This window comes from Bradyrhizobium sp. 62B (genome assembly GCF_030272265.2).
GTDB lineage: Bacteria > Pseudomonadota > Alphaproteobacteria > Rhizobiales > Xanthobacteraceae > Bradyrhizobium.
Genome location: NZ_CP092841.2, coordinates 1,951,387 through 1,975,865, shown reverse-complemented (window position 1 = coordinate 1,975,865; position 24,479 = coordinate 1,951,387). Strand labels below are relative to the sequence as shown.

Genomic DNA, 24,479 nt, shown 5'->3' with positions numbered 1-24,479 from the left:
GGTCGATACGCGCAAGAACAATCTCGCGCTGGCGTCCATCCGGCAGACCCGACAGCTCGTGCTCGAGCCGCAGCTTCTGCGCCGTGAGACGTTGTTCGAATGTATGGGGCTCAGACCGTCTTCGCATCTTCCGTCCTCGGTGGTTGCAGTCCAGGGCTGTTGGCCCAGCGCTCGACTTGTTCGATGACCTTCTGGTGGCTCGGCCGCACCGGTTTGGCGGCCTCGGGCTCTTCGGAAAGCTTACGGGGCAACCTGACTTCATCCGTCATGGCTTTTCTCCCTCTCAAGGAGAATGCGCGACCGCTGCCATTGTTCAATACTAAACCATTGATTTTACTGCCTATTTCTACTCATTTAGGGACTCCGTCGCCTCTTGTGGAACTTTCCCCAAGTTGGGTCGTTGAGTAAACTACTCAATCTACTCATTTTGCGGGACGACCATGAACGATCTTCGCGCCGAGCGGCTTCAGGTCATGCTCTCGCCGGAAGAATTGGCCGCCGTTGACGATTTCCGGTTCAAGCATCGTATGCCGACGCGGGCTGCGGCGGTCCGCGAGCTTCTCAGATTTGGACTTGCTGCCGCAGACGTCGACGCAGCCGCCGGCGTGAAGTCGAGCAGCTTTGGCGTGTTCGGCCGCGGACCTGAAGGGCACACGCAGGGAGACCCCGAAAGCGGCGCCGGCGACTAGTCGGGGCGGCCTTCCACAAGGGAACGGCCCCGGCACGGCAAGTGCCGTCCTTGGAGATTGCTTCCGGCGCACCGGGGCATGACAACCGGAAGCAACCTGTCGACGCCTCGCGCGAAGATTAGTTCCTCGCGCGCAATCTGCCGTTCCTCGCGCAGCTCGACGTCTAGCCGCTCGGCGCGCCGCCGGAATCGTCCGGTGTCATGCCGGAGCCCGGAGTCTTGCTGTTGTCGTTCAGCTTGGGATCGCGCGTCGCCTCTCGCGATGGCGAGCCTTTCGCATCGGCGTTTTGCGGATCGGTCTTGTGCACGGATTGCGCGCGCTGCTTGTCACGTGGCTGCTCCTCCGCCCGCTTGTCCTTGACGATGCCGTGGTCGGAATGGGCCATAATGTGCCTTCGCCTCTTCTGATGTCTCGAAGCGGTTACGCGCTGCGGCCTCGAATGTTCCGGCGTTATGCTAGCTGTGCGCCGCGTGGATGGCGGGCGTCCTTTCCAGATGCACCTGACGCACCGTCGTCACCGTCGCAAACGCGACCGAGACGCCAAAGGCGACAATGAGTGAAAGCAGAGCCAGACGTGGAGCCATCGCAAAACCTCCTTCTGGAATCGAAACCAACGCGATTGACTATCCCTGATCATCCTGGATTGGTCGCCTGCATTCCGTGAGCGGTCTCACACGCGCCCTCACGAAAAGGCGAGCCCTCACGCGCTCCGATGTTGAGGGGGACGGGCCGCGACGGGCGGGATCTCGCCATCCAGCCAGTCCTGCTCGTGGGCGAGCGCCGTCCAGGCGTCCGCCATGCGCGAAAAGCGCTTGTGGGCGGGTTGTCCCTCGGCGCGCTCGGCGAGCTGAAGGCAATTGTCGGCGTTGTCCCTGAAGATGTCAGACTGTTTCATCGGGAAGACGTGGGGACGGAACTCCGAGGTCGCAATGCCCTTACCGCATCGTAACGTTCGGGGAACTTCGCCCGCCATCCGCGGTTGATATCGATGCGAGTTCTCGTCGCCATCATTTTGGCATTCATCAGCACTGTTGCGCTTGCCGACAGCACCGGCCAACGCAAGCCGCTCGACCGTCCGCCGAACGCAACGGACGTCATCGGCGGCCTGTACGATTTCAGCCGCTTTCAGCAGGGGCTACTCGAGAGCACCGATCTGAAGGGCAACACCGAGGTCAAGAACCTCGCCGCCTTGCGGGCCGAGGAAGCGGCCAAACGCGACAAGGCGCTGAAGCAGATTCAGGAGGCGATTGGCGCAGAGCCGCGCGTTGGCAAGACGACGTCCGTCAGCGCCAGCCTGGTCGAGCCCGACGCTTCGGACGGGCCGACCTACATCCGCAGCTTCTATGCCTCGCAGATTCCCGAATACGAATCGGCCATCAAGCTGCTCGAAAGCTACCTGAAGGCGCCCGACAACGCCGCGCTCGCAGCCTTCGCGCGCGAGCAGCTCCCGCTGCTGCGCGCGCAGGTCAAGGATGCCGAGCGCACCATGGCAGACAAGTAGCCCCCTTACTTGTCGTTCGGATGATGCTGCTGGCTGTGCGGCCGCACGGTGCGGTCGCTCTCCGGCATCTTGTCCCGGCCCGCGTCGCCATTGTCGTCCTTGCCGCCCGAAGACGAGGTGCCGCTTCCGCTCGGGTTCGATCTGGTTGCGGCCCCCGTGGTCGGCGTATCGGCCTTCGGGGTGGCGGAGCTTGCGGCCGGGTCGCCGGTCACTGCGCCACGGCCGCTGGGCGCACCGCCCTGCGCCAAGGCCGATCCGGCAAACAGCACGACGACGATCGCGGCTAGTCCTGCTTTCATGTCCGTTCTCCCTCTTTTCGGGCTAACCGCGAGACTTGGCGCTGCGTTCCGAAGGAGGCCGGGAATGGGGCCAAGGAGACGGCGGGGCCCCGGACCTCATTTCTTGCCGGCTGCGCATGGAACCAAATCGGGGGATCGCCGTTATTTTCGTTGGGCTGAGCAAGGCAGGTTCCATTCCTCGCGTCGCACCTTGGCGCTTGATTTCGAATTTGGCTGACGCTCTATTTTGACCAATGCGTCTGCCTTGGATTCGGCCAAGGCTTGCGGGGGAATCAGTATGAGCGACCTCGATCCCGGAGCTGCATCACGGTCCGGTCGTCGCGTCCCAAAGCCAAAAGCCAACGGTATGTCGGATCCGGATTCCCGGGCTGAACTGCTGCTCGCCTTGCAGGCGATGCGGAGCGGCGATTTCTCCGTGCGCATGAGCGGCGACTATCTCGGCATCGACGGCAAGATCGCCGACACTTTTAATGAAATCATCGCCGCCAACCAGCGCATGGCGCAACAGCTCGAGCTGGTCGGCCAGGTGGTCGGCCGCGAAGGCAAGACCCGGCAGCGTGTGAAATTCGGCCTCGCCTCGGGCTCCTGGGCCGACATGGAAGGCTCCGTCAACACGCTGATCGACGATTTGCTGTGGCCGACGCGCGAGGTCACGCGCGCGGTCGCCGCCGTCGCGCAAGGCGACCTGCTCCAGACCGTCAAGCTCGATGTCGACGGCCGTCCGCTCCGCGGCGAGTTCCTGCAGTCGGCGACCATCGTCAACACCATGATCAAGCAGCTCGGCGTGTTCACCTCCGAGGTGACGCGCGTGGCGCGCGAGGTCGGCACCGAAGGAAAGCTCGGCGGCCAGGCCCAGGTGCCCGAGGTGACCGGCGTCTGGAAGGACCTCACCGAGAGCGTCAACTCGATGGCGAACAACCTAACCAACCAGGTTCGCAACATCGCCGAGGTGACGATCGCGGTCGCCAACGGCGACCTGTCCAAGAAGATCACGGTGGACGTCCGCGGCGAGATCCTGCAGCTCAAGGAAGCCATCAACACGATGGTGGACCAGCTCCGCTCCTTCGCCTCCGAAGTGACGCGCGTGGCGCGCGAGGTCGGCACCGACGGCAAGCTCGGCGGTCAGGCCATCGTGCCCGGCGTCGCCGGCACCTGGAAGGACTTGACGGACTCGGTCAACGCGATGTGCGGCAACCTGACCGCCCAGGTGCGCAACATCGCCAACGTGACCACCGCCGTGGCGCGCGGCGACCTCTCGCGCAAGATCACGGTGGACGTGCGCGGCGAAATCCTGGAGCTGAAGGACACCATCAACACCATGGTGGACCAGCTCAACTCCTTCGCCTCGGAAGTGACGCGCGTGGCGCGCGAGGTCGGCACCGAAGGAAAGCTCGGCGGCCAGGCCCAGGTGCCCGGTGTGGCCGGCACCTGGAAGGACCTCACCGACAACGTCAACTTCATGGCCTCGAACCTGACCGCGCAGGTCCGCAACATCGCCGACGTCGCCACGGCCATCGCGAGCGGCGACCTCTCGAAGAAGATCACGGTGAACGTCTCGGGCGAAATCCTTCAGCTGAAGGAGACGCTCAACACCATGGTCGACCAGCTCAACGCCTTTGCCGGCGAAGTGACGCGCGTGGCACGCGAGGTCGGCACCGAGGGCCGGCTCGGCGGCCAGGCCAACGTGCTCGGCGTCGCCGGCACCTGGAAGGACTTGACGGAGAGCGTCAACTCGATGGCGTCGAACCTGACGGCCCAGGTCCGCAACATCGCCGAGGTGACGACCGCGGTCGCCGGCGGCGACTTGTCGAAGAAGATCACGGTGGACGTGCGCGGCGAGATCCTGGAGCTGAAGGACACCATCAACACCATGGTGGACCAGCTCAACGCCTTCGCCGGCGAAGTCACGCGCGTCGCGCGTGAGGTCGGCACCGAAGGCAAGCTCGGCGGCCAGGCCGTCGTGCGCGGCGTCGGCGGCACCTGGAAGGACCTCACCGACAGCGTCAACTCAATGGCCTCGAACCTGACCGGCCAGGTCCGCAACATCGCCGAGGTCGCGACCGCGGTCGCCAAGGGCGATTTGTCGAAGAAGATCACGGTGAACGTGTCGGGCGAAATCCTTCAGCTGAAGGAAACGCTGAACACAATGGTGGACCAGCTCAACGCTTTCGCCGGCGAAGTGACGCGCGTCGCCCGCGAGGTCGGCACCGACGGCAAGCTCGGCGGTCAGGCCGGCGTGCCCGGCGTCGCCGGCACCTGGAAGGACTTAACCGACTCCGTGAACTCGATGGCGGGCAACCTCACCGCCCAGGTCCGCAACATCGCGGAAGTCGCGACCGCGATCGCCGGCGGCGACCTGTCGCGCAAGATCACCGTGGACGTGCGCGGCGAGATCCTTCAGCTCAAGGACACGCTGAACACGATGGTCGACCAGCTCAACCGCTTCGCGGGCGAGGTGACGCGCGTGGCGCGCGAGGTCGGCACCGAAGGCCGCCTGGGCGGCCAGGCCAACGTGCCCGGCGTCGCCGGTACCTGGAAGGACCTCACCGACAGCGTGAACTCGATGGCGGGCAATCTCACCGCCCAGGTCCGCAACATCGCCGAAGTGACCACCGCAGTGGCGCGCGGCGACTTGTCGCGCAAGATCACCGTGGACGTGAAGGGCGAGATCCTCGAGCTCAAGAACACCATCAACACCATGGTGGACCAGCTCAACGGCTTTGCCGGCGAAGTGACGCGCGTGGCGCGCGAGGTCGGCACCGAAGGCAAGCTCGGCGGCCAGGCCGAGGTGCCCGGCGTCGCCGGCACCTGGAAGGACCTCACCGACAACGTCAACTTCATGGCCTCGAACCTCACGGCCCAGGTCCGCAACATCGCCGAGGTCGCGACCGCGATCGCCGGCGGCGATTTGTCGAAGAAGATCACGGTGGACGTGCGCGGCGAGATTTTGCTGCTCAAGGACACCTTGAACACCATGGTCGAGCAGCTCCGCTCCTTCGCCGCCGAAGTGACGCGCGTCGCGCGCGAGGTCGGCACCGAGGGCCGCCTCGGCGGTCAGGCCGTCGTGCCCGGCGTCGGCGGCACCTGGAAGGACCTCACCGACAACGTCAACCTCCTGGCCGCGAACCTCACCACACAGGTCCGCAACATCGCCGAAGTGACAACGGCGGTCGCGCGCGGCGACCTCTCGCGCAAGATCACCGTCGACGTGAAGGGCGAAATCCTCGAGCTGAAGAACACCATCAACACCATGGTGGACCAGCTCAACGCCTTCGCCGGCGAAGTGACGCGCGTGGCGCGCGAGGTCGGCACCGAAGGCAAGCTCGGCGGCCAGGCCCAGGTGCCCGGCGTCGCCGGCACCTGGAAGGACCTCACCGACACCGTGAATTTCATGGCGGCGAACCTGACCGAACAGGTGCGCGGCATCGTCAAGGTGGTGACCGCGGTTGCCGACGGCGACTTGAAGCAGCAGCTCACCGTGAAGTCGAAGGGCGAAGTCGCCGCGCTCGCCGACACGATCAACAACATGACCGAGACGCTCGCGACCTTTGCCGATCAGGTGACCAGCGTGGCGCGCGAGGTCGGCGTCGAAGGCCGGCTCGGCGGCCAAGCCAACGTGCCGAGCGCGGCCGGCACCTGGAAGGACCTCACTGGCAACGTCAACCTGCTCGCCGCCAACCTGACCTCGCAGGTGCGCGCCATTGCCGAGGTCGCGACCGCCGTGACCAAGGGCGACCTGACGCGCTCGATTCAGGTCGATGCGCGCGGCGAAATGGCCGAACTGAAGGACAACATCAACACGATGATCACGAATCTCCGTCTTACGACGGACGTGAACACCGAGCAGGACTGGCTGAAGACCAACCTCGCCAAATTCACCAACATGCTGCAGGGCCAGCGCGACCTCACCACGGTCGGCCGGCTGCTGCTGACCGAGCTGTCGCCGCTGGTGAATGCGCATACCGGCGTGATCTACCAGGTCGAGAACGAGGACAATCCGCAGCTCCTGCTGCTGGCCTCCTACGCCAGCGACGGCATCTACCCCTATCAGCGCGTGCTGCAGTTCGGCGACGGCCTGATCGGCCAATGCGCTCTCGACAAGCGGCCGCGCGTGGTCGCCGACATTCCGCCCGACGTGGTGCCGATCAACTCGGCGCTGTTCCGCGTCGCACCGAAGAACCTCGTCGTGCTGCCGGTGCTGTTCGAGGGCCAGGTCAAGGCCGTGATCGAGCTCGCCTCGCTCGTCTCCTTCACGACGTCGCAGATGACGTTCCTCGAGCAGCTCACCGACTCCATCGGCATCGTGCTCAATTCGATCGAAGCGACGATGCAGACCGAAGGCCTGCTCAAGCAATCGCAGCAGCTCGCCGGCGAGCTGCAGACCCAGCAGCGCGAATTGCAGCAGACCAACGACCAGCTCGAGCAGAAGGCGCAGCAGCTCGCCGAGCGCAACGTCGAGGTCGAACGCAAGAACCAGGAGATCGAGCAGGCCCGCCGCGCCCTGGAGGAAAAGGCGACCGAGCTTGCGCTGACCTCGAAGTACAAGTCCGAATTCCTCGCCAATATGAGCCACGAGCTGCGCACGCCGCTGAACTCGATCCTGATCCTGGGACAGCAGCTCACCGACAATCCGGACGGCAACCTCTCGGCCAAGCAGGTCGAGTTCGCCCGCACCATCCACGGCGCCGGCACCGACCTGCTCAATCTGATCAGCGACATTCTGGACCTGTCCAAGATCGAATCCGGCACGGTGACGGTCGACGCCGAGGAAATCCTGACCGCGAACCTGCTCGATACCGTCGGGCGGCCGTTCCGGCACGAGGCGGACAACCGCAATCTGTCGTTCAAGATCGACATCGATCCGAACCTGCCGCGCAGCATCGTCACCGACTCCAAGCGCCTGCAACAGGTTCTGAAGAACCTGCTCTCCAACGCTTTCAAGTTCACCGCCGAGGGCGAGGTTCGCCTCAAGGTCGCCGGTGCGCTCGGCGGCTGGGGAACGGATCACCCGGTGCTGAACTCCGCACCGGCCGTGATCGCGTTCGAGGTCTCCGATACCGGCATCGGCATTCCCCTGGAGAAGCAGAAGCTGATCTTCGAGGCGTTCCAGCAGGCCGACGCCGGCACCAGCCGGAAATACGGCGGCACCGGCCTTGGCCTCGCCATCAGCCGCGAGCTGGCGAGCCTGCTGGGCGGCGAGATCCATCTGCGCAGCTCGCCCGGCAAGGGGTCGTCCTTCATTCTTTACCTGCCGCTGAAATATTCCGGCCCGACGCTGGCGCCGCGCGCGGCGCCTGTGCCGCAGCAGCATAACCAGCCGCCGGCGCTCCAGACGGCCGCGCCGGAGCAGCGCGTCATCGAGCAGCTTCCCGACGACCGGCTCAACCTCGAGCCCGGCGACAGCATCCTCCTGATCGTCGAGGACGACCCGCATTACGCGCGTGTGCTGGTCGACCTCGCGCGCGACAAGGGTTTCAAGGTGCTCGTCGCCGCCCGCGGTGCGGAGGCGCTGGAGCTCGCCAAGCAATACCAGCCGAGAGCCGTCTCGCTCGACGTGTTCCTGCCCGACATGCTCGGCTGGACCGTGCTAAGCCAGCTCAAGCACAATCCGCTGACCCGCCACATCCCCGTGCAGATCATCACGCTGGACGAGGACCGCCAGCATGCGCTGGCGCGTGGCGCGTTCTCCTTCGTCAACAAGCCGACGACGACCGAAGGCGTTTCCGCCGCGCTGACGCAGATCAAGGAATATGCACGTCCCAGGCGCAAGCGGCTCCTGATCGTCGAGGACAACGAGGCCGAGCAGCTCTCGATCCGCGAGCTGCTGCATCACGACGACATCGAGATCGTGACGACAGACACCGGCGCCGGAGCGCTCTCGACGCTGCGCGAGGCGCCCTGCGACTGCGTGGTGCTCGACCTCCGGCTGCCCGACATGAGCGGCTTCGAGGTGCTGGACCAGATCCGCAACGACGAGGCGCTGTCGAACGTTCCGGTGGTCGTCTTCACCGGCCGCGAGCTTTCGGCGGAGGAGGACGCGGAACTCCACACCATGGCACGCAGCATCGTGGTCAAGGGCGTGGAATCGCCGGAGCGGCTGCTCGACGAGACCGCACTGTTCCTGCACCGCGTGATCACGGAACTTCCGGTCGAGAAGCAGCGCATGCTGGAGAAGCTGAACAGTTCCGACGAGGACCTGATCGGCAAGACCGCCCTGCTCGTCGACGACGACGCCCGCAACATCTTCGCGCTGTCGAGCGTGCTGGAACGGCGCGGCATGAAAGTGCTAACGGCCACGACCGGCAGCGAGGCGGTGACGCTGGTCGAATCCAATCCGGAAATCGCCATCGTGCTGATGGACATCATGATGCCGCAGATGGATGGCTATCAGACCATCGGCGTCATCCGCGAAAACCCGGCCTTCGCCCGCCTTCCGATCATCGCGCTGACCGCCAAGGCGATGAAGGGTGACCGCGAGAAGTGCCTGGAGGCCGGCGCGTCCGACTATCTCGCCAAACCCGTCAACACCGATCAATTGCTGCTTGCGATCCGCATGTGGCTGCACCGCTGAGTTGGACCCGAGAATGGACCACGAAAAGGTCAACATCCTCCTCGTCGACGACCAGCCGGCCAAGCTGCTCGCCTATGAGGTGATCTTGAAGGATCTCGGCGAGAACCTCGTGATCGCCTCGTCGGGGCGCGAGGCGCTGGAAGTGCTGCTCAAGACCGAGATCGCGGTGATCCTGGTCGACGTCTGCATGCCCGAGCTCGACGGCTTCGAGCTCGCCGCGATGATCCGCGAGCATCCGCGCTTCCAGAAGACCGCGATGATCTTCATCTCCGCCATCCAGGTCAGCGACATCGACCGGCTGCGCGGCTACGAAATGGGCGCGGTCGACTACGTGCCGGTCCCGGTCGTGCCGGAAGTCCTGCGCGCCAAGATCAAGGTGTTCGCCGAGCTCTACCGCAAGACCCGCGAGCTCGAACGGCTGAACCAGGAGCTGGAGGATCGCGTCCGCGCGCGCACGGCGGAGCTGGAGAACTCCACGGCGAAGCTGCGCGAGAGCGAGCAGCGGCGCAGCATGGCGATCGCCGCCGGCAAGATGGGATCCTGGGATTGGGACTGGATCAGCGGCGATTGGATGTGGGACGAAGGGCAATATCGCATCTTCGGCGTCAGCCCCGAGAGCTTCGAGGTCAACCCGGCCAACGTTCAGGCGCTGTTGCATCCCGATGACGTCGACCAGTTGCGCAAGGCGATCGCCGAGTTCAACCGGGGCACGCGGGCCTACGAGACCGAATTCCGGATCATGCGGCCCGACGGAGAAGTGCGCTGGTGCGTCGGCACGGCGGCAGCGACGGTGGACGATAGCGGTCGCGTCGTGCGCGTGAGTGGCGTCACCGTGGACATCACAGAACGCAAGCGTGCCGAGGAACGGCAGAATCTGCTGGCGCGGGAAGTCGATCATCGCGCCAAGAACGCGCTGGCGCTGGCGCAGTCGATCGTGCGCCTCACCCGGGCCGACGAGGTCAAGGCCTATGTCAACGCCGTTGAGGGACGCATCAACGCGCTGGCGCGCGTGCACACCATCCTGTCGCTGTCGAGCTGGCAGGGTGCCGAGCTCTCCAGGCTGATCGACGAGGAGCTGGCGCCCTATTCGCTCGGCGGCCAGATCATCCTGGCAGGTCCGGAGGTCCAGTTACTGCCGGCAACGGCCCAGACGCTGGCGCTCGCCCTCCACGAGCTCTTCACCAACTCGGCCAAGTACGGCGCCCTCTCGACCAGGTCGGGACGGCTCACGATCGGCTGGCAGGTCGAGGACCAATTGCTGACGCTGAACTGGGAGGAATCCGGCGGCCCACTCGTCATGACTCCGAAATCGCGCGGCTTCGGCACGCGGAGCCTGCTTGCGAGCGTGGAGTCCCAGCTTGGTGGACAGGCCAAGTTCGATTGGCGAGCCGAAGGCCTGTTGTGCCGGCTGGAGGTGCCGTTGACACGCAAGACGGCGGCGGCGCCCGCATCTGGCAAGTTCGAGGACGCCAGCTCCGCCGAATTGCAGCGCGCGTCTGGTTAGAGCGTTTTCCAGCGAAATCGCGACGGGCTCGCGTCGAGAGCCGGCGAGAACCGAGAGCTTCCGGTCCGATTGGGGCGGAGCGGAAAAGCATCAGCCGGACGCCGCGCTCATCATGCGTCGCATCGTCCGCGGTTCGCGCGCAACCCGCCCCTCGAGCCAGGCTTCCGTCTGGGCGAGATCGCGTAGCGCCCTGGCATAGCGGCGAGCCGCGCTTCGCTCTGCCCCGCGCGGCAGCTTGCGCGCCTTGCGCAGAATGTCCGCGGCCGCGTTGCGATAGGCCAGCGAGCGGTAAAGAAAGACTACCTTACCCATGTCGATGTTCCCGTTTTGCTGGTGCTCATCCTCGCAAGCCCGGCATGAACGTCGGATGAAGCCGTTGATGACAATTCCTTCATTCAAATGGAACCAGCGAATTATCGCCCGCGTTTGCATGCCAAATTGGGATGCTGTTCCCATGCGCGCAAAGAAGTCGTCGGACTTGATCTCTGCGACCGGCCTCATCAGGCTGATGACGCATACCTTGATGGGCGCAGCCCTCGGCCTCGCCTTCAGTCTCGCGCTGATCCTCTGCAATCCGGCCGTCGCGGGCCTGCTCAGTCACGGCGGAAACCAGGCCGCGATCATCTTCGCTCTCACATTGGTGACGACTTTCGCCATCGGCGCGACACTCACCGGCGTCGTGTTCATCCTCGCCGAGGACAAGCAATCTTGAAGCGGGCGCAAAGCGCACGAAGGCTTTGTCGGGAACTCCTGCGCTCAATGGCGGTTGGCTGCCTGCGTCAATTTAACCCAGGGAGTTCCCTCGCATGACAACGACCAAGCTCGTTCTCACCGCAATGCTGGCGACCGGTCTCGCCGCCGCGCCGCTCGCCGCACAGGCCAAGTCGCACAAGGCGAAACATGGATCGTCGATGTCGTCGTCGCAGACCACCGGCGCCAACACCAAGGCGTCCAAGGGCGCCGATCCCTCCGGCCAGGGCGGTTCGGGCCCCGGCTCCGACCAGGGCGGCACCATGACGAACAAGACCAGCAAGGGCATGACCAACACCAAGTGAGCCCAAGCCGGCACGACATCAAAAGCCCCGCGGCGACGCGGGGCCTTTTTCTTGGTGCTCAGTCTGCAATCGAGCACCAAATGGTCAGGGGTCAGCTCATGGCGGCCGGCGCGTTCCGAGATTGAGCCCGCGCCCCTCAGCACTCGTCTTCACGAGATGATCGAGCTGCGCCCGTTTGCGTCCGATCAGAAGTTGGGCCGCAGCATCATCAAGACCCGCGCGCTGCAACTGCCGGATGGCGGAGCCCAGTTCGAGAATCTCGGCGCGCAACCTCAAGATCCGGTAAGTGTCCGGGTCCTCATCCACGGCGCCCCCTCAAAGATTTCAGCGCCGTCTGCTCGCGCGCTGGGGAATACCGACTGTCTTCACGAGACGAAGGCGCACGCGGTCGCGGACGTCAGGCAGGACATCGGCACCGCCGGCGGCCTTCCATTCCCCGATCAGCAAGTTGACCTTTCGGCGCAGATCCATCTGCGCCAGGGCCTGTTCGGTGCAATCGCGATCGCCGTTGACGGAAGCGCGCACGGACGCCTCGACGTCGGCCATCTCCAGCCTCAAGGCGCTGATTTTACGTCGAATTTCATTAATTCTGTTGTCCATGGCTTGTTAGAACAAAATAAGAACATATAGTCAAGCCACGAATTCAGGACGGAGATGCCAGATGCAGGTTCAAGGTAAATACGACGCCAGGATCTTTCTCGCCGAGCAGATGACCCGGGCGCAGGGGCTGAGACTGAAACGGCTGAGCGAAGAGGCCTATCAGCCCGCACAATATGCGCGCGACCTGTCCTCCACCGAGGCCGCACGGCGCATCCAGGTGCTGGAAGCGGAGATCGAGCTGGCGAATTCCTTCTAGGCTTTCGCCTGGAAGGTGGCGCGCTCTTTCGGAACCATGCCCGTGTCGAATAGTTCTTCCGGCCAAGGGAGAACATGCATGGCACGCAAGGCAAAGAAGCGCCGCTACTCACGCAGCTCCGGCAGCGATGTCGAAAGCGAGATGCGCCGCTACAAGAAGGGCACGGCCAAGAGCGGCCGCAAAGGCCGTGGCGGTCGCGTGAAGAGTCGCAAGCAGGCGATCGCGATCGGGCTGTCGAAGGCGCGCAAGAAGGGCAAGAAGGTCCCGAAGAAGGCCAGCAAGAAGACGTCCAAGAAGACGACTAGGAAGCGGACGACGAAGAAGACAGCCAAGAAATCGTCGAAGCGCAAATCCAGCAAGCGTTGATGCTGATCTGTCTCAGATCATGCTGCCCGGCATGAAGCAGCGGATCGAGACTCCGAAAGCCGTCTTCACCGGCCATACCATGGTGCGGCCGGCGCGGTTCGGCTCGGTGATGACAGCTTCGTCGGGCACCTCGACCCACTCCCCGTCGAGCCGCACGCGATAGTGCCCGTTATGCGACTCCCAGTCGGGATCGGCGACGGCAAAACCGTCGGCGTCCGAGCAGCAAGGACCGAGGTGGCTGCGCAGACTGTCGAACCACGGCTTGAGGGGCGAGTCCGCGTAGCGGCCGTCATCGCGACCAAGCGCGTTTCCACCCCAGAGCACGAACGGCGCCGCAAGCAGCGCCCCCCTTAGCGAGAGCTTCAATCGATCCATGTCGGCACCGATCAAGTGCGAACCACCGGCCAGTTCCACAAGACGGCGGCGGGTTCGAAGTTCCACGCTTGCAACTCTCGACGGCCTCGTTGCCGCCGAGCATATCCACGACTCGGAACTGTGATGGCCGAACGCGGCTTTTTCGTATGAACCGGGTCACCATCGCTGCCGTTAACGAGAATGTTATCCGCGCTTGCCCACATCCTGGCGGCAAAGGAAAGGGCGGCCGGAGGGCCGCCCTTCGGCTTGTTGGGAAGACACGGGTCGCCTCAGGCGAGCGGCACCGCGACGAACCTCGTCGCCTCGGCGCTCCTGACCTGCAACAGCACGCTGCGCTTGCCGGATGATTTGGCCTGCGCCAGCTCCGAGCGGACGTCGCTGACATTGGCGACGGGCTTGCCGCCGACATTGAGGATGACGTCGCCGGTCTGGATGCCGCGCTGCGCCGCCGGTCCTTGCGGATCGACTTCGGTGACGACAACGCCCTTCTGGCCGGCACCCTGGACGTCACCGGCCGGAGCCAGACCGAGCCCGAGACGGGGCGTGCCGGCGCTCGGCTGCTCTATGCCCCCGTCGGCGCCGCCATTTGCCTTGGCCTGCCGCTCGTTCGGCAACTCGCCGAGGGCGAGCGTCAGTGTCTTGGTCCCGCCGTTGCGGAAGACGTCGAGCTTCACCGAACTGCCCGGCGCAATCGTGGCGATGGTGCGGGCGAGGTCGCGGGAGTCCTTGATCGCGGTGCCGTTGACGGCGGTGATGACGTCACCCGCCGCGATGCCGGCCTTCGCCGCCGGGCTGCCATCCTGCGGCGTGTCGACGATGGCGCCACGCGCTTCCTTCAGCCCGAGGCTGTCGGCGATCTCCGACGTCACCGGCTGGACCTGCACGCCGAGCCAGCCCCGGGTCACCGCGCCCTTGTCCTTCAGCTGCGCGACGACGAGCTTTGCGGTCGAGGCCGGAATGTCGAAGCCGATGCCGACCGAGCCGCCGGAGGGCGAGAAGATCGCGGTGTTCACGCCGATCACGTTGCCGCTCATGTCGAAGGCCGGTCCTCCGGAATTGCCCTTGTTGATGGGCGCGTCGATCTGGATGAAGTCGTCGTAGGGACCGTTGCCGATGTCGCGGCCGCTGGCCGAGACGATGCCGGCGGTTACCGTGCCGCCGAGACCGAAGGGATTGCCGACCGCGACCACCCAGTCGCCGATGCGCGGCTTCTGGTCGGAGAATCTGACGAACGGAAAGTCCGTCTTGCCGTCCACCTTGATCAGCGCGAGATCGGTCTTCGGATCGGTGCCGACGACCTTCGCGGTGTAGCTCGTGCCGTCGTCCAACGTCACCTGCACCGAGGTGGCGTGGTCGACGACGTGGTTGTTGGTCACGGCATAGCCGTCGGCGGAAATGAAGAAGCCGGAGCCTTCGCCTGTCATCGTCTGATGGCGCTGGCGCGGCATGCCGTTCGGGCCGCCGCGGAAACGGAAGCCGAACTGCCGCGAGAACTGGTCGAACGGCGAGCCCTCGTCGGAGTCCATCCGGTTCTGTTGCAGCATCGCGCTCTTGTCGCTGTCCTGGTCGATCCTGACCCGCACCGAGATGACGGCCGGCTTGACCCTGCTGACGAGATCACCGAAGCCCGGCGGCGTCGCGGCGGATTCCGCAGCCTCCGCCGGCGCAATGAAGGAGCTCGGGCCGAATTTCGAAGAGCCGGGAGAGGCCGCCAGCACGGCCACGCCGAGTGCGGCCACGGTGCCGAGCAGCGCGAGCCGGCGCGGCTTCAGGATCTTGCGGGACGTCGGGGTTTCGGAATTGACGCGATCGTTCATGTCGAAATGTCCATGTTGGAAGCTGTCGCCTTGCATCCAACATGGACATCGTCACCTTACGACGTCCCGTCCGTCCGATTAAATCTTGGCAAAGAACATGCGAGCGGACACCGGTCGGAAGATCGTTTCCGCACATTTGATGCAGCTCAACGCAAGTCCTTCGGGCAGTGAAAAACTGCGGCCACCGGATGATGTTCATCGGAGGCGCCCCATGTACAAAGATATTCTCGTTCACATCCCCACCGAACGCCCCATGCGCTCCGCGATCGATGGCTCGATTTCGCTGGCAGCGCAGTTCAACGCCCATCTCGACGCGGTCGCGGTCGGCTATGTCGCAACCAGTGCAGCCTATGTGATGGAAGGCGGTGCTGCGGTTGCCGCCGTGTTCGAACTGGAACGCGAGCGCGCCGTGGAGCGGGCCGAGGCGGCCCTCTCGGTGTTCGAGATCGAAGCGGCGAACGCCGGCATTTCCTACGCCTGCCGTCCGCTCGGCGCGATCCCGGTGGATGCAGCCGGCTCGCTCGGCGAGATGGCGCGGCTGCACGACCTCAGCGTCGTGCTTCAGCCCGAGCCTGCGCACGGCTCGTTCGACAACGACGTACCCGGCGAGATCCTGTTCCAATCCGGCGGCCCGGTGTTGTTCCTGCCCTACACCTTCCATGGCGCGTTCAAGGCAGGGCGGATCGGCATCTGCTGGGACGGCAGCCGCGTCGCGGCCCGTGCCGTGCACGACGCAGCCCCGTTCCTGGCGCGCGCCGAGGAGATCGTGATCATCACCATCAACGAAGCCAAGGCGGTCTCGGACGAAGCGTCAGCGAGCAATCTGGCAAGACATCTCGGCCGGCGTGGACTGTCGACGCGCACGGTCGGCCTGTCGGCGACGCGCGCCGACATCCAGCCGACCATCCTGTCGCTGGCGGCCGACGAGGGGCTCGATCTCCTGGTGATGGGCGGCTACGGCCATTCGCGCTTGCAGGAACGCGTTCTCGGCGGCGTCACCCGTGCCATGCTGGAAGCCATGACGGTCCCGACGCTGATGTCGCATTGAGACCGACAGGCACCGTCACGCCGCGACCGGAGTCTCCCAGGCCTCGGGCGCTGCGGCGCCCTCGTCGTGCTTCGCGTTGCAGGCGTCGAAATGCGCCTTGAGCTCGACCTCGGCGAGATACTCGAAATGTTCGGCCTGGCCGAGGAGTTCCCAGTTCTGAAGCGGCCGGTAAGCCGCCTGCTGACGACAGAGGGACGCCAGCGCCCGGTAGCGACGTACGTTCTCCATGAGACCCTCCCTCGCATTCGCAGAGCTTATTGCCCCTATTTACGTCAGGCCGATGGCGGTAGTGCAAAAGATTTGCTGCGCCCCCCGCGGCGCTTGGCCTCGGCTCGCTATTAGGAAATATATGTCCGGGTCAAAGTTCCAAATGGTGTCGGGCTGACGCCCGGAACCGCGCCGCTGGACTTGGGCTAGGCGTAGAGCCGGCGCTCCACGGTCACGCCGATTAGGTCGAGATAGCGTTCGATCAGGTCAGGCCGGCCGACCAGATAGCCCTGCATCTCCTCGCAGGCCTCGCGCGCCAGGAAGGCCCGCTGCGCTTCCGTCTCCACCCCTTCGGCGATGACCGGGATGTTCAGGGCGTGCGCGAGGCTCAGGACCGCGCGGACGATCTCGGCCGATTGCGGCGACGCCTCCAGGTTGGAGATGAAACCGCGGTCGATCTTGATCTTGTCGAACGGGAAGGACTGGAGATAGGACAGCGAGGAATAGCCGGTGCCGAAATCGTCCATCGCGATGCGGACGCCGAGCGCTTTCAGCCGCCGTAGCAGGTTGAGCGCGCGGGTGAAATCGCCGATCAGCACGCCCTCGGTGATCTCGACCTCGAGCCGCGTCGGCGAAAGCCCGGTCTCCAGCAGGATCTGGTGGATATAACGTTCGAGATCGCCGGCCTGGAACTGGACCGGGGACAGATTGACGGCGACCTGCAACGGACGCGGCCAGGATGCCGCCTCGCGGCACGCTTCGCGCAAGACCCATTCGCCGATCTCGACGATCAGCCCAATCTCCTCGGCAAGCGGAATGAACTGGTCCGGCGGCACGAAGCCGCGTGTCGGATGGTTCCAGCGCAGCAGAGCCTCGAAGCCGATGACTTCGCCATCCACCCGCGCCTGCGGCTGGAAGTAGACCAGGAACTGGTTCTGCTCCAGCGCCTGTCGCAGATCGTGCTGCAACAGCCTGCGGTCGCGCAGCTCCTGGTCCATCTCGGATTCGAAGACCCGGACCCGCCCCCTGCCCTCGCGCTTGGCGCGATAGAGCGCTGAATCGGCGTTGGCGAGCAGCGTGGCGGCATTGACGCCGTCATCAGGATAGAACGCAATGCCGATGCTGAGGCCGACATGGGGGAGATAGTCGTCGACCTCGAGCTCCTTGCCGATCGTGTCGACCAGGCGTTCGGCGAGCGCCAGAACGTCCTCTTGGTTGATGTCGTCGGGCATCAGGATCATGAACTCGTCGCCGCCGATCCGGGCGGCAAAGGCACCGTCGGCTTCCGCGGCAAGCCGGTCCGCCGCAGCCCGCATCAGCATGTCGCCGACGGGATGGCCGAATACGTCGTTGACCTCCTTGAAGCGGTCGAGATCGAGGCTGAGCACGGCAAAACTGGTCGCCGCCTCCTGCGCCCGCTCCAGCCGCTCGTCGAGCGCGGCGTTGAAGGCGCTACGGTTCGGCAGGTCGGTCAACGCATCATGATGCGCGAGATGGCTGATCCGCGCCTCGTTCGTGATCCTCTCGGTAATGTCCTCGATCACGCCGACCAGATATTGCGGCGCGCCCGCACCGTCCCTGATCAGCAGCTTGCGCGAGTTGACGAGACGATCGCGGCCCTTGACGCCGACTTCGAGCAGATGCCCCTCCAGGAACATCGGCGAGCCGCTGTCGACGACGCGGCGATCCTGCTCGTTGACGACGCGGGCGATACTGTCCGGAAAGATCTGCTCCGGAGTCTTGCCCAGCATCTCCTCGCGCGGCATTCCGTAATATTCTTCGCCGGCGCGGTTGAGCAGGACGTAGCGGGAGTCCTTCGCATCCTTGGCGAATACCGCGATCGGGATGTTCTCGATGATGCTGTCGAGGAATTCGCGCGCCCGCAGCAGATCCTGCTCGGCGCGCTTGTGCGTCTGTTCGAGCTCCTCGATCATCAGCTTGATCGCACGGTCGGTGCGGCGGCGATCCCGGTCGCTCTCCTCATAGGCCGCGCCGACGAGCTCACAGAGCTTGGTCACATCGACCTGTCCGGATTCGTCCGTCGCCTGGCGGATTTGTCTTGCGAGCAACCGATGCATGGTCAAGCCGCCGCCTCCGCGATGACAGTGACGGTCATGGTCTGGTTATGCAGCTCGCAGCGGCCGGACGCGGCCGGCGAGGCGATCTCGCCGTAGGAGTAGAATCCGATCCGCACGACGTCCTCGCCGAGTTCGGCGGCAACGGCATCCAGCTCGTCCTGCGTACGCTGCCCCATCACCCTGCGGCGGCCGGTACAGCTGACCAGGATCGCAAGCTTGTCGCCGGCGACCCCTTCCGCGAGAGCGTTGCGTGCCTGCCTGCCGGCCTCGCCGGCACCGGCGGCGAGACTGTCGAAATTGGCGCGCATCAATTGCGCGGTACATCCTTCCGGAATGTCGGCGGCGAATGTCAGGGTGCGGGCATTGCGATCCACCGCGAACACCGAGCGTACAATCTGCCGGTTCGGTTCCGCCTCGTCGTGAATGCGCAACGGGAATGCCAGGCCCGAACCCGGCATCGCCTCGGCCTCCTCCTCGCCGAGATAGCGGGTGTAGAGGTCCAGCGGCGGCTCGCCGTCGAGCTCCACGACCACCGATCCTTCCGCCTTCGTCACCTTGCGGCGGGGCCCGAACACATCCCAGCCGCCGGCGCAGCCATGCGCGAAACGGAACGAGGCACCGTAGAATGCGATTGCAGCGACACGGTTGGGCGACGGCTCCGCGTCGGCTCCGACGATCGTCTGTTCAAATCGGGTTCCATCGCCGGCAAGCCCGCCGGTGACGGGCAAATCCGGTCCGAGCACTTCAGTGATTCCGGCAAGCAGTTCGCCCCCGTTCACCGCCAACCCGTCCGACAGGACAAACAGGCCCGCCAAATCGGCCGCCATGACCTGACGGGCAAGACGCGCGCCACAGGCCCGCGACGCGTCGCGGCTCTCAATGAGCTCCTGCACCAGCCGCACCTGCGTGCGGGCAAAGCGCAAGGCGACCGCGACCACTTCGTCGTCGCAAATGTCGTCGCCATGGATTTGTCCGCCAGTGCTGCAACCGACGATATGGCTGTCGGGATAGAGCCCGCGCAGCTCGCCATAACGTTGGCCGTCCACCAGCTGCTCTCGGCTGCCGAAATAGAGCACGAGCTGGGGAGGCTCGCGCAGAGCATCCGCTCCGCGCCAGCCATGGGCAGCATTCCAGTGAAGATATTGAATCTGCATCCCACACTCTCTGCAGTCCTTGAACCACAGATTGTGAAGCGGCGCATTGCGTCGCCGTTAATCGCGTGCGTACTTCGGCACCGTTGGTTACCCCGGCATGAAGGCATTGCGGAGTCGCGTCAAATTCTCCGTAAGACTCCGGAAAAACTTCGATACCGCCGCGCAATAGCCTGGAGATGCCACCCGTAATCTACCGGGTGCGCGCGCCTTCGCCGACGCGCATCGGCTGCACGGCATTATCCTGCCGCTTCGGAACCCGGCCCGACTCGGCGGCGCTGCGAATGGCCCGGATGTTCGCGGCATAATCGGCAACGCTCTTGCCGCGGAAGACAGCGGAACCCGCCACCAGCGTATCGGCGCCGGCTGCCGCCACGGCAGCGGCATTGTCGCGCGTGATACCGCCGTCGACCTCGAGCCGGATCGGCCGGTCGCCGATCATGGCTCGAATGCGCCTGATCTTCTCGAGCTGGGATTCGAGGAAGGACTGGCCGCCGAAGCCGGGATTGACCGTCATCACCAGCACGAGATCGAGACGGTCGAGCACGTATTCGATCGCGCTCTCGGGCGTCGCGGGATTCAAGCTCACGCCGGCCTTCTTGCCGAGTGCGCGGATCGCCTGGAGCGAGCGGTCGAGATGGGCGCCCGCTTCGGCATGCACCGTGAGGACGTCGGCTCCGCACCTCGCGAACGCCTCGAGATAGGGATCGACAGGCGCGATCATGAGATGCACGTCGAAAATCCTCTTCGTCGTCGGCCGGATCGCCTTGATGATGTCGGCGCCGAAGCTGATGTTCGGCACGAAGTGCCCGTCCATGACGTCGCAATGGATCCAGTCGGCGCCGGCCGCGTCGATGGCCGCGACCTCCTCGCCGAGGCGCGCGAAATCCGCAGCCAGGATCGACGGCGCGATGATGATCTCTCTGCTCATGATTTTGCACTCCGCGCATCAGCGCCGCCGCTGAAGACGCGGCTCGCCAGGACGTCCATGGGATCGATGGTTTCGAGGTCGGCGACATCGAGCATGCGGTCGAGATCGGACACCAGGCGATCGGCCTGCCGCAGCCGGATGCGGTCGACGGCGTTGCGGATCGAGCGCGCATTGGAGAAGAAAGGCTGGGTCCGGCGCAGCGCGATGTATTTCTCGAACGCCTCGCGCGCCGCCGCCGAGAAGCGATAACCGCGCTCCTTCAGCATCAACTCGGCGATGACGAGCAGCTCGGCCTCCGCATAGTCGGGAAATTCGATGTGGTGGGCGATGCGTGAGCGGAAGCCGGGGTTAGAGGCAAAGAAGCTCGTCATGCGCTCGCCATAGCCGGCGAGGATCACGACGAGGTCCTCGCGCTGGTTTTCCATCACCTGGAGCAGGATCTCGATGGCCTCTTGGCCGTAGTCGCGCTCGTTGTCAGGGCGATGGAGATAGTAGGCCTCGTCGATAAACAGCACGCCGCCCATCGCCTTCTTCAGGATCTCCTTGGTCTTCGGCGCGGTGTGGCCGATATATTGGCCGACGAGATCGTCGCGCGTCACCGAGATCACCTGCCCGCGCCGCACGAAGCCGAGGCCGTGCAGGATCCTGGCCATGCGCAGCGCCACCGTCGTCTTGCCGGTGCCGGGATTGCCGGTGAACGACATGTGCAGCGTCGGCGGCGCGGAAGCCAGGCCCGCACGCTGCCGGATGCGCTCGATCAGCAGCAGCGAGGCAATCTGGCGCACGCGGCTCTTCACCGGCCTCAATCCGACCAGCTCCTGCTCGAGCTGCTGCAGCGTGTCGGTGATCCCGGCCGCTTCAGCTTCCTTGCGGAGATCGAAATGGGTCTCGCCGGCCTCGGCCGGGGTTGCGTGGGGAACATCCAGCATGGCTACCCTCGAAGAAAAGAGCTTCGCCGCGGGGGAGCGGCGAAGCAGTGGTCCGCCAAGGAAACGGAGCAGGGAGTGCTCCGCGCGGAGGAGAATGGTTATGGAGAGGCGTGCGCAGCCGGCTTCCGCACCGTGGTGTAACGGATCGCGCGACCGCCGACTTCCTGCCGCACCAGCTCGAACTCCGCCTCTTGCGGCGGCCGGTTGACGAGGAAGGAGATCCGCACCGATTCCCAGCCATGGCTGGAATCGAATCCGCTGATGCGGATGTAGCTGTTACCATACACCCTGCGGCATTCGGCGAGCTCCATCATCACGCCGGCGGCATCCTGAAGGTCGAACATCGGCAGGCCCCACATCTCCCAATAGGTGTTGCGGGGATGCGGATCGTCGGTGAACTCGATGTTCACCGCCCAGCCATTGGTGAGGCAATACTGCACCTGCTTGTAGATCTGGTCGTCGGTCAGATCCGGCAGGAACGAGAAGCAGCCTTGAGTCAGCTTCATGTCAAATCTCCCTAAACGGTTTCGAGCGCGGTCGGCACGAAGTCCGGCGTGTCGGTGGATTGATAGTTGAAGGTCACGTCCTTCCAGACCTCGAGCGCCGCCTTCAGCGGCGTGCAGGTCTCGGCCGCCCGAGCCAGGATTTCCGGACCCTCGTGGACGTAATCGCGGCCCTCGTTGCGGGCGAGGATCATCGCTTCCAGTGCGACGCGGTTGGCGATCGCGCCGGCCGCAATGCCCATGGGATGGCCGATGGTGCCGCCGCCAAACTGCAGCACGACATCTTCGCCCAGGAGATCGAGCAGCTGATGCATCTGGCCTGCATGGATGCCGCCGGAGGCAACCGGCATCATCTTGTTGAGGCTCGCCCAGGACTGGTCGAAGAACAGGCCATGCTCGAGCTTGGTCGGGTTGAAGTCCTCGCGGCAGACGTCATAGTAGCCGCGGGTGGTGTTGGGATCGCCTTCGAGCTTGCCGACCACCGTGCCGGCATGGATGTGGTCGACACCGGCGAGCCGCATCCACTTCGCGATGACGCGGAACGACACACCATGGCTCTTCTGCCGCGTATAGGTCGAGTGGCCGGCGCGATGCAGGTGCAGGATCATGTCGTTGCGCCGCGCCCATTTGGCCATCGACTGGATCGCGGTGTAGCCGATCACGAGGTCGATCATGACGATGCACGACCCCAGCTCCTTCGCGAACTCCGCGCGCTCGTACATGTCCTCCATCGTGCCCGCGGTGACGTTCAGGTAGGTGCCCTTCACTTCGCCGGAAGCCGCCTGTGCGCGGTTCACGGCTTCCATGCAATAGAGGAAACGATCGCGCCAGTGCATGAAGGGCTGCGAGTTGATGTTCTCGTCGTCCTTGGTGAAGTCGAGTCCGCCCTTCAGCGCCTCATAGACCACGCGGCCGTAGTTGCGGCCCGAAAGCCCGAGCTTCGGCTTCACCGTCGCGCCCAGCAGCGGCCGGCCGAACTTGTCGAGCCGCTCGCGCTCGACCACGATGCCAGTCGCGGGTCCCTGGAACGTCTTCACATAGGCGACGGGGAAGCGCATGTCTTCGAGACGCAGCGCCTTCAGCGGCTTGAAGCCGAACACGTTGCCGATGATCGAGGCCGACAGGTTTGCGATCGAGCCCGGCTCGAACAGGTCGAGATCATAGGCGATGTAGGCGAAATACGAGCCGGGCGAGCCCGGGACGGGATCGACGCGATAGCATTTTGCGCGATACTTCTCGGCGGCGGTCAGGCGATCGGTCCACACCACGGTCCAGGTCGCGGTCGAGGATTCACCGGCGACCGCGGCGGAAGCCTCGATCGGATCGACGCCCTCCTGCGGCGTCACGCGGAACAGCGCGATGACGTCGGTGTCCTTCGGCGTGTAGTCGGGCTCCCAATAGCCCATGCGCTTGTATTCCATCACGCCCGAACGATAGCGTTCCTTGCCGCGGACGGTGCCTGCGTGTGCATTCATGGCTCTCTCCTGCTCTTCTCTCTCTGAATGATTAGGCCGCAACAGGCTCGCGCGCGCCGATGCGCGGATCGAGCTCGCCGGCGCGGTAACGCCGCGCCATCTCGCTCAACGGAATGACCTTGATCTTGCTGGCGTGGCCCGCGGTGCCGAACTGCTCGAAACGATCGCGGCAGAGCTCGCGCATCGCGTCCATCGCCGGCTTGAGGAATTTGCGTGGATCGAACTCTGAGCGCGTCTGCGCCGCGACCTTGCGGAACACCGCGGTCATCGCCAGCCGGCAGTCGGTGTCGATATTGACCTTGCGCACGCCGCTCTTGATGCCGCGGACGATCTCTTCCACCGGCACGCCCCAGGTCTGCGGCATCTCACCGCCGAACTGGTTGAACATGTCCTGCAGCGGCTGCGGCACCGAGGAGGAGCCGTGCATGACGAGATGCGTATTCGGCAACCGGCGGTGGATCTCCTCGACCACCCGCATCGCCAGGATGTCGCCATCCGGTTTCCGGCTGAACTTGTAGGCGCCGTGCGAGGTGCCCATCGCGATCGCCAGCGCATCGACCTTGGTGGCGCGGACGAAGTCGACGGCCTGGTCGGGATCGGTCAGGAGCTGGTCGTGGCTGACCTTGCCCTCGACACCATGACCGTCTTCCTGCTCGCCGCCGCCGTGTTCCAGCGAGCCGAGCACGCCGAGCTCGCCTTCGACGGAGGCGCCGACCCAATGGGCGAGATCGACGACGCGGCGGGTGATCGCGACGTTATAGTCGTAATCGGCGGCAGTCTTGGCATCGGCCTTGAGCGAACCGTCCATCATCACCGAGGTAAAGCCATGGGCAATCGCGGACGCGCAGGTGGCTTCGTCGTTGCCGTGGTCCTGGTGCATGCAGAGCGGGATGTCCGGATAGGTCCGCTCCAGCGCATCGATCATGTGCGAGAGCATGAGATCGCCGGCATAGCTGCGCGCGCCGCGCGAGGCCTGGATGATCACGGGCGCATCGACCTCGGCCGCCGCCTGCATGATCGCGATGCCCTGCTCCATATTATTGATGTTGAATGCCGGCACCGCGTAGCCATGGCCGGCCGCGTGATCGAGCAATTGGCGAAGGGTGATACGAGCCACGATTGAT

At 64.8% G+C, this 24,479-nt stretch carries 27 protein-coding genes; 9 read left to right on the top strand and 18 right to left on the bottom strand.

The features are described from left to right. Positions 1–110: 110 nt before the first annotated feature. On the bottom strand, positions 111–269 hold the full coding sequence (locus tag ML401_RS09350) for a hypothetical protein (protein WP_194406715.1): 159 nt from the start codon (positions 267–269) through the stop codon (positions 111–113). Positions 270–440: 171 nt separating this feature from the next. Here ML401_RS09350 and ML401_RS09345 point away from each other — a divergent pair, with 171 nt between their 5' ends. Then, positions 441–689 carry a hypothetical protein gene (locus tag ML401_RS09345; protein ID WP_285811589.1) on the top strand — a complete coding sequence of 83 codons (249 nt, stop codon included), beginning with the start codon at positions 441–443 and terminating at the stop codon, positions 687–689. Between the two features lie 163 nt (positions 690–852). Here ML401_RS09345 and ML401_RS09340 read toward each other — a convergent pair whose 3' ends face one another. The 3 genes from ML401_RS09340 to ML401_RS09330 form a co-directional block, all read right to left on the bottom strand. Further along, the gene (locus ML401_RS09340; protein ID WP_194406713.1) at positions 853–1,074 is read right to left on the bottom strand and encodes a hypothetical protein; all 222 of its coding nucleotides are present in this window, start codon (positions 1,072–1,074) and stop codon (positions 853–855) included. 70 nt (positions 1,075–1,144) lie between these two features. Continuing rightward, positions 1,145–1,273 carry a hypothetical protein gene (locus ML401_RS09335; protein WP_285811587.1) on the bottom strand — a complete coding sequence of 43 codons (129 nt, stop codon included), beginning with the start codon at positions 1,271–1,273 and terminating at the stop codon, positions 1,145–1,147. A 116-nt stretch (positions 1,274–1,389) separates the two neighbouring features. Next, on the bottom strand, positions 1,390–1,584 hold the full coding sequence (locus tag ML401_RS09330) for a hypothetical protein (RefSeq protein WP_194406712.1): 195 nt from the start codon (positions 1,582–1,584) through the stop codon (positions 1,390–1,392). Positions 1,585–1,677: 93 nt separating this feature from the next. Between ML401_RS09330 and ML401_RS09325 the strand changes: the two genes are divergently transcribed. Next, the gene (locus ML401_RS09325) at positions 1,678–2,190 is read left to right on the top strand and encodes a DUF4142 domain-containing protein (RefSeq protein ID WP_285811585.1); all 513 of its coding nucleotides are present in this window, start codon (positions 1,678–1,680) and stop codon (positions 2,188–2,190) included. A 5-nt stretch (positions 2,191–2,195) separates the two neighbouring features. On the opposite strand, the gene ML401_RS09320 is transcribed toward ML401_RS09325, so the two are convergent. Then, on the bottom strand, positions 2,196–2,489 hold the full coding sequence (locus ML401_RS09320) for a hypothetical protein (RefSeq protein ID WP_285811584.1): 294 nt from the start codon (positions 2,487–2,489) through the stop codon (positions 2,196–2,198). Between the two features lie 277 nt (positions 2,490–2,766). Here ML401_RS09320 and ML401_RS09315 point away from each other — a divergent pair, with 277 nt between their 5' ends. Together ML401_RS09315 and ML401_RS09310 are read left to right on the top strand one after the other, a co-directional pair. Continuing rightward, positions 2,767–9,060 (top strand): HAMP domain-containing protein, encoded by a 6,294-nt coding sequence (locus ML401_RS09315; RefSeq protein ID WP_211419344.1) that lies wholly within the window; start codon positions 2,767–2,769, stop codon positions 9,058–9,060. A 13-nt stretch (positions 9,061–9,073) separates the two neighbouring features. After that, positions 9,074–10,564 carry an HWE histidine kinase domain-containing protein gene (locus tag ML401_RS09310; protein ID WP_285811581.1) on the top strand — a complete coding sequence of 497 codons (1,491 nt, stop codon included), beginning with the start codon at positions 9,074–9,076 and terminating at the stop codon, positions 10,562–10,564. Between the two features lie 90 nt (positions 10,565–10,654). Here the strand turns inward: ML401_RS09310 and ML401_RS09305 are convergent, their stop codons facing one another. Next, the gene (locus ML401_RS09305) at positions 10,655–10,876 is read right to left on the bottom strand and encodes a hypothetical protein (RefSeq protein ID WP_211419713.1); all 222 of its coding nucleotides are present in this window, start codon (positions 10,874–10,876) and stop codon (positions 10,655–10,657) included. 142 nt (positions 10,877–11,018) lie between these two features. Between ML401_RS09305 and ML401_RS09300 the strand changes: the two genes are divergently transcribed. Continuing rightward, entirely contained in the window at positions 11,019–11,276 is a 258-nt protein-coding gene (locus ML401_RS09300) for a hypothetical protein (RefSeq protein ID WP_194406706.1), read from the top strand. A 94-nt stretch (positions 11,277–11,370) separates the two neighbouring features. Beyond that, positions 11,371–11,619: a hypothetical protein gene (locus ML401_RS09295; RefSeq protein ID WP_194406705.1), complete on the top strand. Its 249-nt coding sequence runs from the start codon at positions 11,371–11,373 to the stop codon at positions 11,617–11,619. 96 nt (positions 11,620–11,715) lie between these two features. On the opposite strand, the gene ML401_RS09290 is transcribed toward ML401_RS09295, so the two are convergent. Beyond that, a complete protein-coding gene (locus tag ML401_RS09290) occupies positions 11,716–11,925 on the bottom strand; it encodes a hypothetical protein (protein ID WP_285811578.1) in 210 nt (69 codons plus the stop codon). 18 nt (positions 11,926–11,943) lie between these two features. After that, complete coding sequence (locus ML401_RS09285) at positions 11,944–12,165, bottom strand: hypothetical protein (RefSeq protein ID WP_285811576.1); 222 nt, start codon at positions 12,163–12,165, stop codon at positions 11,944–11,946. A 115-nt stretch (positions 12,166–12,280) separates the two neighbouring features. Here ML401_RS09285 and ML401_RS09280 point away from each other — a divergent pair, with 115 nt between their 5' ends. Both ML401_RS09280 and ML401_RS09275 read left to right on the top strand, forming a co-directional pair. Then, complete coding sequence (locus ML401_RS09280) at positions 12,281–12,475, top strand: DUF3072 domain-containing protein (RefSeq protein ID WP_135162095.1); 195 nt, start codon at positions 12,281–12,283, stop codon at positions 12,473–12,475. Positions 12,476–12,553: 78 nt separating this feature from the next. Then, positions 12,554–12,841 carry a DUF6496 domain-containing protein gene (locus ML401_RS09275; protein ID WP_285811573.1) on the top strand — a complete coding sequence of 96 codons (288 nt, stop codon included), beginning with the start codon at positions 12,554–12,556 and terminating at the stop codon, positions 12,839–12,841. A gap of 12 nt (positions 12,842–12,853) precedes the next feature. On the opposite strand, the gene ML401_RS09270 is transcribed toward ML401_RS09275, so the two are convergent. After that, on the bottom strand, positions 12,854–13,216 hold the full coding sequence (locus ML401_RS09270; RefSeq protein ID WP_194408207.1) for a hypothetical protein: 363 nt from the start codon (positions 13,214–13,216) through the stop codon (positions 12,854–12,856). A gap of 269 nt (positions 13,217–13,485) precedes the next feature. Then, entirely contained in the window at positions 13,486–15,033 is a 1,548-nt protein-coding gene (locus tag ML401_RS09265) for a Do family serine endopeptidase (RefSeq protein WP_285811572.1), read from the bottom strand. Positions 15,034–15,244: 211 nt separating this feature from the next. Here ML401_RS09265 and ML401_RS09260 point away from each other — a divergent pair, with 211 nt between their 5' ends. Further along, positions 15,245–16,081 (top strand): universal stress protein, encoded by an 837-nt coding sequence (locus ML401_RS09260; protein WP_211419351.1) that lies wholly within the window; start codon positions 15,245–15,247, stop codon positions 16,079–16,081. A gap of 15 nt (positions 16,082–16,096) precedes the next feature. Here the strand turns inward: ML401_RS09260 and ML401_RS09255 are convergent, their stop codons facing one another. The 8 genes from ML401_RS09255 to fba all read right to left on the bottom strand — a co-directional run bounded on the left by ML401_RS09255 (position 16,097) and on the right by fba (position 24,472). Next, positions 16,097–16,309, bottom strand: coding sequence for a hypothetical protein (locus ML401_RS09255; RefSeq protein WP_194406698.1), 213 nt, complete (start codon positions 16,307–16,309; stop codon positions 16,097–16,099). A 185-nt stretch (positions 16,310–16,494) separates the two neighbouring features. Further along, entirely contained in the window at positions 16,495–18,366 is a 1,872-nt protein-coding gene (locus tag ML401_RS09250; protein ID WP_285812648.1) for a bifunctional diguanylate cyclase/phosphodiesterase, read from the bottom strand. Between the two features lie 2 nt (positions 18,367–18,368). Continuing rightward, positions 18,369–19,520: an FIST signal transduction protein gene (locus ML401_RS09245; protein WP_285811569.1), complete on the bottom strand. Its 1,152-nt coding sequence runs from the start codon at positions 19,518–19,520 to the stop codon at positions 18,369–18,371. A 190-nt stretch (positions 19,521–19,710) separates the two neighbouring features. Next, complete coding sequence (gene rpe, locus ML401_RS09240) at positions 19,711–20,448, bottom strand: ribulose-phosphate 3-epimerase (RefSeq protein WP_285811567.1); 738 nt, start codon at positions 20,446–20,448, stop codon at positions 19,711–19,713. Further along, on the bottom strand, positions 20,445–21,377 hold the full coding sequence (gene cbbX / locus ML401_RS09235) for a CbbX protein (protein WP_285811565.1): 933 nt from the start codon (positions 21,375–21,377) through the stop codon (positions 20,445–20,447). The genes rpe and cbbX overlap by 4 nt, the downstream gene beginning before the upstream one ends. A 98-nt stretch (positions 21,378–21,475) precedes the next feature. Then, positions 21,476–21,883, bottom strand: coding sequence for a ribulose bisphosphate carboxylase small subunit (locus ML401_RS09230; protein ID WP_194406693.1), 408 nt, complete (start codon positions 21,881–21,883; stop codon positions 21,476–21,478). Between the two features lie 11 nt (positions 21,884–21,894). Beyond that, entirely contained in the window at positions 21,895–23,355 is a 1,461-nt protein-coding gene (locus tag ML401_RS09225) for a form I ribulose bisphosphate carboxylase large subunit (protein WP_194406692.1), read from the bottom strand. A 31-nt stretch (positions 23,356–23,386) separates the two neighbouring features. Next, the gene (fba, locus tag ML401_RS09220) at positions 23,387–24,472 is read right to left on the bottom strand and encodes a class II fructose-bisphosphate aldolase (RefSeq protein WP_285811563.1); all 1,086 of its coding nucleotides are present in this window, start codon (positions 24,470–24,472) and stop codon (positions 23,387–23,389) included. Positions 24,473–24,479: the final 7 nt, after the last annotated feature.

Bases quoted from the DNA above. Each gene is read 5' to 3' on its own strand.
- ML401_RS09350 (WP_194406715.1), bottom strand. From the start codon at position 269: ATGACGGATGAAGTCAGGTTGCCCCGTAAGCTTTCCGAAGAGCCCGAG.
- ML401_RS09345 (WP_285811589.1), top strand. From the start codon at position 441: ATGAACGATCTTCGCGCCGAGCGGCTTCAGGTCATGCTCTCGCCGGAA.
- ML401_RS09340 (WP_194406713.1), bottom strand. From the start codon at position 1,074: ATGGCCCATTCCGACCACGGCATCGTCAAGGACAAGCGGGCGGAGGAG.
- ML401_RS09335 (WP_285811587.1), bottom strand. From the start codon at position 1,273: ATGGCTCCACGTCTGGCTCTGCTTTCACTCATTGTCGCCTTTGGCGTC.
- ML401_RS09330 (WP_194406712.1), bottom strand. From the start codon at position 1,584: ATGAAACAGTCTGACATCTTCAGGGACAACGCCGACAATTGCCTTCAG.
- ML401_RS09325 (WP_285811585.1), top strand. From the start codon at position 1,678: ATGCGAGTTCTCGTCGCCATCATTTTGGCATTCATCAGCACTGTTGCG.
- ML401_RS09320 (WP_285811584.1), bottom strand. From the start codon at position 2,489: ATGAAAGCAGGACTAGCCGCGATCGTCGTCGTGCTGTTTGCCGGATCG.
- ML401_RS09315 (WP_211419344.1), top strand. From the start codon at position 2,767: ATGAGCGACCTCGATCCCGGAGCTGCATCACGGTCCGGTCGTCGCGTC.
- ML401_RS09310 (WP_285811581.1), top strand. From the start codon at position 9,074: ATGGACCACGAAAAGGTCAACATCCTCCTCGTCGACGACCAGCCGGCC.
- ML401_RS09305 (WP_211419713.1), bottom strand. From the start codon at position 10,876: ATGGGTAAGGTAGTCTTTCTTTACCGCTCGCTGGCCTATCGCAACGCG.
- ML401_RS09300 (WP_194406706.1), top strand. From the start codon at position 11,019: ATGCGCGCAAAGAAGTCGTCGGACTTGATCTCTGCGACCGGCCTCATC.
- ML401_RS09295 (WP_194406705.1), top strand. From the start codon at position 11,371: ATGACAACGACCAAGCTCGTTCTCACCGCAATGCTGGCGACCGGTCTC.
- ML401_RS09285 (WP_285811576.1), bottom strand. From the start codon at position 12,165: ATGGCCGACGTCGAGGCGTCCGTGCGCGCTTCCGTCAACGGCGATCGC.
- ML401_RS09280 (WP_135162095.1), top strand. From the start codon at position 12,281: ATGCAGGTTCAAGGTAAATACGACGCCAGGATCTTTCTCGCCGAGCAG.
- ML401_RS09275 (WP_285811573.1), top strand. From the start codon at position 12,554: ATGGCACGCAAGGCAAAGAAGCGCCGCTACTCACGCAGCTCCGGCAGC.
- ML401_RS09270 (WP_194408207.1), bottom strand. From the start codon at position 13,216: ATGGATCGATTGAAGCTCTCGCTAAGGGGGGCGCTGCTTGCGGCGCCG.
- ML401_RS09265 (WP_285811572.1), bottom strand. From the start codon at position 15,033: ATGAACGATCGCGTCAATTCCGAAACCCCGACGTCCCGCAAGATCCTG.
- ML401_RS09260 (WP_211419351.1), top strand. From the start codon at position 15,245: ATGTACAAAGATATTCTCGTTCACATCCCCACCGAACGCCCCATGCGC.
- ML401_RS09255 (WP_194406698.1), bottom strand. From the start codon at position 16,309: ATGGAGAACGTACGTCGCTACCGGGCGCTGGCGTCCCTCTGTCGTCAG.
- ML401_RS09250 (WP_285812648.1), bottom strand. From the start codon at position 18,366: ATGCATCGGTTGCTCGCAAGACAAATCCGCCAGGCGACGGACGAATCC.
- ML401_RS09245 (WP_285811569.1), bottom strand. From the start codon at position 19,520: ATGCAGATTCAATATCTTCACTGGAATGCTGCCCATGGCTGGCGCGGA.
- rpe (WP_285811567.1), bottom strand. From the start codon at position 20,448: ATGAGCAGAGAGATCATCATCGCGCCGTCGATCCTGGCTGCGGATTTC.
- cbbX (WP_285811565.1), bottom strand. From the start codon at position 21,377: ATGCTGGATGTTCCCCACGCAACCCCGGCCGAGGCCGGCGAGACCCAT.
- ML401_RS09230 (WP_194406693.1), bottom strand. From the start codon at position 21,883: ATGAAGCTGACTCAAGGCTGCTTCTCGTTCCTGCCGGATCTGACCGAC.
- ML401_RS09225 (WP_194406692.1), bottom strand. From the start codon at position 23,355: ATGAATGCACACGCAGGCACCGTCCGCGGCAAGGAACGCTATCGTTCG.